This is a genomic window from Flavobacterium sp. (assembly GCF_040402835.1).
Lineage (GTDB): Bacteria > Bacteroidota > Bacteroidia > Flavobacteriales > Flavobacteriaceae > Flavobacterium.
In genome coordinates, this window is sequence record NZ_JBBALW010000024.1 from 26,191 (window position 1) to 35,352 (window position 9,162).

Annotated in this window: 8 protein-coding genes; 6 read left to right on the plus strand and 2 right to left on the minus strand. The window is 34.9% G+C overall.

The window, feature by feature from the left end; translation table 11 throughout:
- Positions 1-62 precede the first annotated feature (62 nt).
- The 4 genes from AC9UEH_RS09085 to AC9UEH_RS09100 all read left to right on the plus strand — a co-directional run bounded on the left by AC9UEH_RS09085 (position 63) and on the right by AC9UEH_RS09100 (position 4,384).
- Positions 63-983: a homoserine kinase gene (locus AC9UEH_RS09085; RefSeq protein WP_509530977.1), complete on the plus strand. Its 921-nt coding sequence runs from the start codon at positions 63-65 to the stop codon at positions 981-983.
- Positions 984-1,024: 41 nt separating this feature from the next.
- Positions 1,025-2,317 carry a threonine synthase gene (gene thrC, locus AC9UEH_RS09090; protein ID WP_509530979.1) on the plus strand — a complete coding sequence of 431 codons (1,293 nt, stop codon included), beginning with the start codon at positions 1,025-1,027 and terminating at the stop codon, positions 2,315-2,317.
- 101 nt (positions 2,318-2,418) lie between these two features.
- Positions 2,419-3,501 carry a glycine cleavage system aminomethyltransferase GcvT gene (gene gcvT, locus AC9UEH_RS09095; protein WP_509530981.1) on the plus strand — a complete coding sequence of 361 codons (1,083 nt, stop codon included), beginning with the start codon at positions 2,419-2,421 and terminating at the stop codon, positions 3,499-3,501.
- Between the two features lie 172 nt (positions 3,502-3,673).
- Complete coding sequence (locus AC9UEH_RS09100) at positions 3,674-4,384, plus strand: YebC/PmpR family DNA-binding transcriptional regulator (protein ID WP_509530983.1); 711 nt, start codon at positions 3,674-3,676, stop codon at positions 4,382-4,384.
- 166 nt (positions 4,385-4,550) lie between these two features.
- On the opposite strand, the gene capA is transcribed toward AC9UEH_RS09100, so the two are convergent.
- Together capA and AC9UEH_RS09110 are read right to left on the minus strand one after the other, a co-directional pair.
- Positions 4,551-5,591 carry a cysteate synthase gene (capA, locus tag AC9UEH_RS09105; RefSeq protein WP_509530985.1) on the minus strand — a complete coding sequence of 347 codons (1,041 nt, stop codon included), beginning with the start codon at positions 5,589-5,591 and terminating at the stop codon, positions 4,551-4,553.
- 77 nt (positions 5,592-5,668) lie between these two features.
- Complete coding sequence (locus tag AC9UEH_RS09110) at positions 5,669-7,729, minus strand: S9 family peptidase (protein ID WP_509530987.1); 2,061 nt, start codon at positions 7,727-7,729, stop codon at positions 5,669-5,671.
- Positions 7,730-7,866: 137 nt separating this feature from the next.
- Here AC9UEH_RS09110 and AC9UEH_RS09115 point away from each other — a divergent pair, with 137 nt between their 5' ends.
- Together AC9UEH_RS09115 and AC9UEH_RS09120 are read left to right on the plus strand one after the other, a co-directional pair.
- The gene (locus AC9UEH_RS09115; protein WP_509530989.1) at positions 7,867-8,187 is read left to right on the plus strand and encodes a YbaB/EbfC family nucleoid-associated protein; all 321 of its coding nucleotides are present in this window, start codon (positions 7,867-7,869) and stop codon (positions 8,185-8,187) included.
- Between the two features lie 358 nt (positions 8,188-8,545).
- Positions 8,546-8,743, plus strand: a complete 198-nt coding sequence (locus AC9UEH_RS09120; protein WP_509530991.1) for a hypothetical protein — start codon at positions 8,546-8,548, stop codon at positions 8,741-8,743.
- The last annotated feature ends 419 nt before the right edge of the window (positions 8,744-9,162 follow it).

Sequence of the window (9,162 nt, forward strand, 5' to 3'; positions counted from 1 at the left end):
AAAATAATTTAACACAAAAGTTACTCTCTTTTTTGTGACTTTGGACTTTAAGACTTATAAAAATGAATGAAATAAAAATATTTTGCCCCGCAACAATCGCCAATATTTCTTGTGGATTTGACGTCTTAGGATTGTGTTTAGAGGCTATTGGCGATGAAATGATAATTAGAAAATCTGATGTAAAAGGCATTAGAATCACCAAAATCGTAGGTGCAGATTTGCCTTTGGAAACTTCTAAAAATGTTGCTGGTGTTGCTGGTTTAGCACTTTTAGAAGCAATTGATTATGAATTTGGTTTCGATATTGAAATCTACAAAAATATAAAAGCTGGAAGTGGAATTGGGAGTTCGGCAGCAAGTGCAGCAGGAGCTGTTTTCGGGATAAATGAATTGGTTGGAAAACCATTCACTCGAAAAGAATTGGTTGCTTTTGCAATGAAAGGCGAGGCTATTGCAAGTGGAAGCGAACACGCAGATAATGTTGCACCCGCTATTTTGGGCGGTATAACCCTAGTTCGCAGTACAATTCCATTAGATATTATTAAAATAGAAAGTCCATCAGAATTATATGCGACAGTAATTCATCCACAAATTGAATTGAAAACTTCAGAAATGCGTTCCGTTTTACAACCGATGATTCCTTTAAAAAGTGCTATTGTGCAATGGGGAAACTTGGGAGGATTAATCGCAGGATTTTATACTTCTGATTATGAGCTGATTGGACGTTCCCTTCACGACGAAATTGTGGAACCGTTTAGAGGTCCTTTCATTCCAAAATTTGATATAATTAAAAAAGCAGCTTTAGAAAATGGTGCTTTGGGATCTGGAATTTCTGGTTCAGGACCTTCAATATTTGCCTTGAGCAAAGGATATGAAACCGCTATTAAAATTGCAAAAGAAATGAGTGCTGTTTACGAAGAAATGGATTTTCCTTATGAAATCCATGTTTCAAAAGTAAATTCAGAAGGAGTTAAAATAATTTAAAGTTAACAAAAGATTGCTTCGTGCCTCGCAATGACAAAAAAATGAAATACTACAGTTTAAACCATAACGCACCAAAAGTTTCTTTTCAAGAAGCATTAATTCATGGACTAGCGCCTGATAAAGGTTTGTATTTTCCTGAAAGCCTCACCCCTATTTCATGTGATTTTTTTGATAAAATCGGAACACTTTCTAACGAAGAAATTGCTTTTCAAGCGATTCAACAATTTGTAGGCGATGAAATTCCAGAATCAAATTTGAGGCAAATTATCGCCGAAACTTTGTGTTTTGATTTTCCATTAGTGAAAGTTGAAAATAATATTTATTCTTTAGAGCTTTTTCACGGGCCTACAATGGCGTTCAAAGATGTTGGTGCCCGATTTATGTCTCGCTGTTTGGCGTATTTTAATTCAGATAAAAAAGGAGCTGAAAACACTGTAATTGTTGCTACTTCTGGAGATACTGGAGGCGCTGTTGCCAGTGGTTTTTTAGGTGTTGAAGGCGTTGATGTTGTCATTTTATATCCTTCGGGAAAAGTCAGTGATATTCAAGAACGACAATTGACAACTCTCGGACAAAATATCACAGCTCTTGAAGTTGACGGTGTTTTTGATGATTGTCAGGATATGGTTAAAAAAGCTTTTTTAGATGAAAGTCTGGATTATAAAAATTTAACATCTGCAAATTCTATAAATATCGCCCGTTGGTTGCCACAAATGTTTTACTTTTTCTTTGCTTACAAGCAATTGAAATCTAAAAATAAACCGCTAATTTTTTCTTGTCCGAGTGGCAATTTTGGTAATATCTGTGCTGGAATCATTGCGAAAAAGTTAGGATTACCGATTGAACATTTTGTAGCTTCCACCAATGTAAACGATACAGTTCCACGCTTTTTAGAAGATGGATTGTATGAACCTAAACCTTCGAAAGCAACGATTTCAAATGCTATGGATGTTGGAAATCCAAGTAATTTTATTCGGATTCAAGAAATGTATAAAAATGATTTGTCGGAATTTAAAAAGGACTTTTCTTCATTTTCATTTACAGATACAGAAACCAAAATTGCACTACAAACAATCTACAAAAACTCAGGTTATATTGCCGAACCTCACGGTGCAGTAGGGTATCTTGGTTTGAAAAAGGAATTACAAAACCATCCTAATTCAATCGGAATTTTCCTAGAAACTGCACACCCTATTAAGTTTTTAGACGTGGTTGAGCCTATATTAAATGTAAAATTACCAATTCCAACCCAAATTAAAAGTGTTTTGAATAAAGAAAAGTTGAGCATAAAAATTAAGACTTACGAAGATTTCAAAACGTTTTTGAAGCGATAAAAAGTTTATGTTTTGTTATTGCATTTATTTGGTAGTTGGACGCTTTGTCACTCCATAAAAAATCAATAAATTAGCCAAACTAAATAAAAGCTAACAAGACAATGAAAAATACTGCCCTGACGCACATCCACGAAATTTTGGGAGCAAAAATGCTTCCGTTTGCAGGTTACAATATGCCTATTCTATATGAAGGTGTGAATGCCGAACACGAAACAGTGCGAAATGCTGTGGGTGTTTTTGATGTTTCTCACATGGGTGAATTTTTACTTACAGGACCAAATGCACTGGCTTTAATTCAAAAAGTTACCTCGAATGATGCGGCAACTTTAACAATTGGAAGAGCACAATATTCTTGTTTGCCAAATAATGATGGCGGGATTGTAGATGATTTAATTGTCTATAAAATGAAGGATGAAGAATATTTATTAGTTGTAAATGCCTCGAATATTGACAAAGATTGGAATTGGATTTCATCGCACAATGATTTAGGTGTTGAAATGAAAAACCTTTCTGACAACTATTCTTTGTTGGCAATTCAAGGTCCAAAAGCCGTTGAAGCGATGCAATCTTTATCATCAATTGATTTATCAGCAATAGCTTATTATCATTTTGAAGTTGCAGATTTTGCAGGTTTTGATAACGTAATTATTTCTGCAACTGGTTATACCGGTTCTGGAGGATTTGAGATTTATTGCAAAAATGACCAAGCTGAAACCATTTGGAACAAAGTTTTTGAGGCGGGGGCTCCTTTTGGAATCAAACCAATCGGATTGGCAGCTCGTGATACGTTGCGATTGGAAATGGGTTTCTGTTTGTATGGAAACGACATCAACGACACTACTTCGCCATTGGAAGCGGGATTGGGTTGGATTACAAAATTTACAAAAGAGTTTACAAATTCTGAAAATTTGAAGCAACAAAAAGAAGCAGGTGTAACTAAAAAATTAGTGGCTTTTGAAATGCAAGAACGTGCAGTACCCCGTCACGAGTATGAAATCGTCGATGCCGATGGAGCTTTAATTGGGATTGTAACTTCTGGAACGATGTCGCCATCAATGAATCTTGGAATTGGAATGGGTTATGTTCCAACAGCCTTTTCATCGGTTGATAGTGCTATTTTCATTAGAATCAGAAAAAATGATGTTCCTGCAAAGGTGATTAAATTGCCGTTTTATAAGAAGTAAGTTAAAAGGTACAAAGGTACAAAGGGTCAAAGATTAAAAGATTAAAAGATTAAAAGATTGGAAAATTTAAGTTTGCAATTGATATTGAAAAAGTTATTTTTGCAACAGTTAAGAAATGATTTAAGATTGAGGATTAACGATTTTTGATTTTAGAATTAAATAAAAATAAGAAATGGGAAGAGCTTTTGAATTCCGAAAAGGCAGAAAAATGAAACGCTGGTCTGCAATGGCGAAAGCATTTACCAGAATTGGTAAAGATATAGTAATGGCAGTTAAAGAAGGTGGACCAAATCCTGAAGCCAATTCAAGACTGAGAGCCGTAATACAAAACTCGAAGGCAGTAAACATGCCAAAAGAAAATGTAGAACGTGCCATCAAAAAAGCAACCGATAAAGATACTGCCAACTATAAAGAAGTTCTATTTGAAGGATATGCACCACACGGAATTGCTATTCTTGTTGAAACAGCTACCGATAATAATAACCGAACGGTTGCCAATGTTAGAAGTTATTTCAATAAATGCAATGGTACAATGGGAACGCAAGGTTCGGTTGAATTTATGTTTGACCATACCTGTAACTTCCGAATTCCAGCAAACGGCATAGATCCTGAAGAATTAGAATTGGAATTAATCGATTTTGGAGCTGAAGAAGTTTTTGAAGACGAAGACGGAATTTTAATCTACGCCCCTTTTGGCAGCTTTGGAACTATCCAAAAAGAATTGGAAAACAGAAATCTAGAAATACTTTCATCAGGTTTTGAGCGTATTCCTCAAATTACAAAAAAACTAACCGAAGCTGAAATGGCTGATGTAGAGAAATTAATCGAGAAAATTGAAGAAGATGACGACGTGATGAACGTGTATCATACGATGGAGGAGTAGTGATTTAAGATTTTAGATTTTAGATTTTAGATTTTAGATTTTAGATTTAAAAATCGGAAGATTGAATGATTAAAAGATTCCTTTCCTAAATACTCAAATAACAAAAAAATCCAGATTGCTCTGGAGTTTTTTGTTATATAAGTCTAAGTTTCTAAAATCTAAAAGTCTATTTAATAAACTCTATTTTCTGAGCTTCTTCAGCGTTAATGCTATCAAAGAACCCTTGTTCGTTCATCCAATCGTCGCTAAATACTTTGCTCATATAACGAGAACCGTGGTCTGGAAAAATAGCAATTACATTACTGTTTTTATGAAATTCACCTTCGTTTGCATATTGTCTAATCGCTTGAAGAACCGCACCTGATGTATATCCAACAAATAAGCCTTCTCTTTTTGCCAATTCTCTTGTTGCATGCGCACTTTCTTCATCGGTTACTTTCATGAAGTAATCTATCAAATCAAAATCAGTTGCAGCTGGAATTAAATTTTTTCCCAAACCTTCTATTCGGTAAGGATATATTTCGTCGTTGTCAAATTCTTTAGTCTCGTGGTATTTTTTTAATACCGATCCAAAAGCATCAACACCTAAAATTCTAATATTTGGATTTTTCTCTTTCAAGTATTTTGCAATTCCAGAGATAGTTCCTCCAGTTCCACTGCACGCTACTAAATGCGTAATTTGACCATTTGTTTGTTCCCAAATTTCAGGTCCCGTTGAGTTATAATGCGCATCAACATTCAATTGGTTGAAATATTGATTGATATATATAGAACCTTTCATTTCGTCATGCAAACGCTTGGCAACAGAATAATACGAACGCTCATCATCAGCAGAAACATTAGCAGGGCAAACATAAACTTTAGCACCTAAGCTCCTCAACATGTCAATTTTATCCAGTGAAGACTTTGAACTTACAGCCAAAATACAGTTGTAGCCCTTAATAATACTGACCATTGCCAAACTAAAACCAGTATTTCCAGAAGTAGTTTCTATAATGGTATCGCCAGGTGATAATATTCCTTTTTTCTCTGCTTCTTCAATAATATATAATGCAATCCTGTCTTTCGAAGAATGACCTGGGTTAAAAGCTTCTACTTTGGCGTAAAAATTCCCATCTAAATCGTCCGTGACTTTATTAAGTTTAATTAGAGGTGTATTCCCAATTAAATCAAGTACACTATCGAAGGCCTTTATTTTTTCTTTCATAAAAAGTAGTCCATTTAGATTCAAATATTCAATCTATTTTAACCTCAATATATGCAAATTTAACAATAATTTTTGGATTAATTTCCAATTTTTTCTAAATCTAGTAAAAAAGTGTATTCTTTAGCCAATTCCTTCAATGCTTCAAAACGTCCAGATGCTCCTCCATGCCCTGCATCCATATTGGTATCCAGATAGATAATGTTAGAATCTGTTTTCAAAGCACGTAATTTAGCAACCCATTTTGCAGGTTCCCAATATTGGACCTGAGAATCATGCAAACCTGTTGAAATGTACATTGTTGGATATTCTTGGACTTTCACGTTATCATAAGGCGAATAGGATTTCATGTAATTGTAATATTTCTTGACATCGGGATTTCCCCATTCGTCATATTCTCCCGTTGTTAACGGAATGGTATCGTCAAGCATTGTCGTTAACACATCCACAAATGGCACTTGGGCAATAATTCCGTTGTACAAATCAGGGGCGATATTTGCAATTGCTCCCATCAATAATCCTCCGGCTGAGCCTCCCTCTGCATATAAATGTGATGGTGACGTATATTTCTCGGCAATCAAAAACTTGGAACAATCGATAAAATCTGTAAAGGTGTTTTTCTTTTTCAATAACTTTCCGTCTTCATACCATTGTCTTCCTAAATCTTCTCCGCCACGGGTGTGCGCTATTGCAAATATAAATCCGCGATCCAACAAACTCAATCGGGTTGATGAAAAGGTGGCATCCATTGAATATCCATAAGAACCATAAGCATATTGCAACAACGGATTGGTTCCATCTTTTTTCAATTCTTTTCTATAAACCATCGAAATTGGCACTTTCGTTCCATCTGTTGCTGTTGCCCAAACGCGTTCTTCGGTATAATTATTTTTATCAAATGTACCTCCTAAAACTACTTGTTCTTTCATTACTTCCTTAGCCCTAGTCTTCATATTGAAATCAATAATCGACGATGGTGTAGCCATTGATTGATAGCCATAACGTAAAATATCGGTGTCGAAATCAACATTGGTAGAAGTATATGCGGTGTAGGTTTCACTTTCAAATGGCAAATAATATTCCCCTTCCCCACTCCACGGCATAATTCGGATGGTATTCAAGCCATTGAAACGTTCGGTAACGACTAAGAAATCTCTAAATATATCAATATCTTCAATTAAAACGTCGTCTCTGTGTGCAATAATATCTACCCAATTTTCTTTGGCTGTAGCCAATTCTGGAGTTTTCATCAGTTTGAAATTGGTCGCCTCCTCTTTATTGGTCAACACATAAAAATGTTCTCCAAAATGTGCAATATCATATTCCAATCCTCGAACTCGTTTCTGAAAAACGGTAAATTCGCCTTCTGGATTATCTGCTAATAAGGTTCTGAACTCTGTGGTCATCGTACTTGACGAACTAATAACAATGTATTTTTTTGACTTTTCTTTGGTAACTTCAACAGAATACGTATCGTCTTTTTCAAAATACACTAAAATATCATTTGCAGCATCCGTATTCAATTTATGCTTGAAAACTTTATCCGAACGCAATGTTTTTTCGTCTTGACGCGTATAAAACAACGTCTGATTGTCATTGGCCCAAGTGCTATCGCCTGAAGTATTTTCTATTGAATCTGCAAATATTTCTGCCGTAATGAGGTTTTTTATTTGCACCGTATAAATGCGTCTTCCAACGGTATCAATAGCAAATGCCACAAATTGATTATCAGAACTAACGCTCAATCCGCCCAATTGAAAATATTTGTGTCCTTTTGCCAATTCATTACAATTGAACATAATTTCTTCATTTGCCGAAAGGCTTCCCTTTTTCCGAGAATAAATTGGATAATCGCTCCCAGTTTCAAATCTAGTGATGTAATAATAGCCGTTGTATAAATAAGGAACCGACTCATCGTCTTCCTTGATTCTGGCTTTCATTTCTTCAAATAATTCTTTTTGGAATGCTTTGGTATGCACCGTCATTTCTTGGTAATACTGATTTTCCTTATCCAGATACGCAATAACTTCTGGATTTTCTCTATCGTTTAGCCAAAAATAGTTGTCCGTTCGCACATCATCAAGCTTCTCTAAGGTTGTTGGAATTATCTTTGCCAATGGCGGTCTTAATTGTTCTGACATTTCTTTAGATTTCATTATAGTATCAGCCTACAAAAATAAGACAAACATTTAAGAAAGCATTAGTATTAGTAATTTCTTATTCGCTTTTCATCACGTATTTATGTAAATTTGTATCCAATATTATAAAAAACAGACCAATGGATTTAATGGGAATGGTGGGAAAATTGAAAGCTACCCAACAAAAAATAGAAAATACTAAAAAGAGGTTGGACACGGTTTTGATAGACGAACAAAGCGCTGACGGGCTATTGAAAGTAACGTTGACTGCCAATAGCAAAATAAAATCCGTGGTTATTGCCGATGCTTTATTGGAAAACAAAGACCAATTAGAAGACTACCTAATTGTGGTCATGAACAAAGCAATTGAAAAAGCCGCAAGCGTAAACCAAGCCGAATTAGATGCTGTTACTAGGGTTGATATGCCAATGATTCCAGGAATGGAAGACATGTTTAAGTAGTTGGTTGATGGTCGATGGTTGTTGTTGCTTAATTCTTAATACCTACCTATTTAATGACTCCGTCAGGTCAAGACAAAATGCTTTGTTAGGATTAACTGGATAAGCTAAAAAAAAGTCCTTTTGATGATTTGTACTATTTATTTCATACATTAGCAAAGTAAATAACGGAGGTTATTATGGCACAAAGCCAACCCTTTTTGGGTAGATTACAGCCATTTTATGACTGGTATATACAAGTTGGCGGTAACGCGATCCCAAGTTTGCGCAGAAAAAATATTCAGAATAAATTATGGAAAAACTAAACATTTCAGAAAATCAATTTGGAGTTGGAAAAGCAGAATTTTGAACTGGAATAGTTTTGAAGAATGATGGAAGTTATTTTCTCAGTGAAGTGGAAGTTGAAGATGTTTATAAAGTGTTTGAAACTTATGAATCCGCAAAAGAATTCGCGATAAATGAAGTTGAAAGTAATCCGAGAATTGAAAGCTTTATAATTAACTCCAAAAATGAAATGGTTTATTGTTATGACCAAAATGGAGAAAGAAAAGTTAAATAACGTAAAAGGAATCAATAGTCAACTTTTTAATTGGATTGCTTTGTATCATTATTGGTGTTCTTATTATTGTAATTTGTAACATAAAAATAAAATAAAATAAACGAAACGACGTCTGTTTTTCATTAATTTTCAAACTGCTGGATTAATTTTGATTATAATTGGAATTGGATTAACAATTAGTGAAATTAGAAAGTAAACGCACTACCCGCTCAACGAAGTATGAATAAGTCGTAACAGCAAAATATAATTTTGATTGCTCTGCGAAGTCTCCCGACTTCGTAGCCCATTTCTAACGAAACGGGATTAAGATAGAATCTGAAACGAGTTCAGATTAAAGAAAGGCGACGAACCGAGCTTGCGAACCCGTCGTTCCAATAAAAAAGAACCCCAGCTTAAAAAGCTGGGGTTCCATAAAGAAA

Excerpts from the sequence above, each read along its gene's own strand:
- AC9UEH_RS09115 (WP_509530989.1), top strand. The coding sequence starts at position 7,867 with ATGGATTTAATGGGAATGGTGGGAAAATTGAAAGCTACCCAACAAAAA.
- AC9UEH_RS09100 (WP_509530983.1), top strand. The coding sequence starts at position 3,674 with ATGGGAAGAGCTTTTGAATTCCGAAAAGGCAGAAAAATGAAACGCTGG.
- AC9UEH_RS09085 (WP_509530977.1), top strand. The coding sequence starts at position 63 with ATGAATGAAATAAAAATATTTTGCCCCGCAACAATCGCCAATATTTCT.
- gcvT (WP_509530981.1), top strand. The coding sequence starts at position 2,419 with ATGAAAAATACTGCCCTGACGCACATCCACGAAATTTTGGGAGCAAAA.
- capA (WP_509530985.1), bottom strand. The coding sequence starts at position 5,591 with ATGAAAGAAAAAATAAAGGCCTTCGATAGTGTACTTGATTTAATTGGG.
- AC9UEH_RS09110 (WP_509530987.1), bottom strand. The coding sequence starts at position 7,729 with ATGTCAGAACAATTAAGACCGCCATTGGCAAAGATAATTCCAACAACC.
- thrC (WP_509530979.1), top strand. The coding sequence starts at position 1,025 with ATGAAATACTACAGTTTAAACCATAACGCACCAAAAGTTTCTTTTCAA.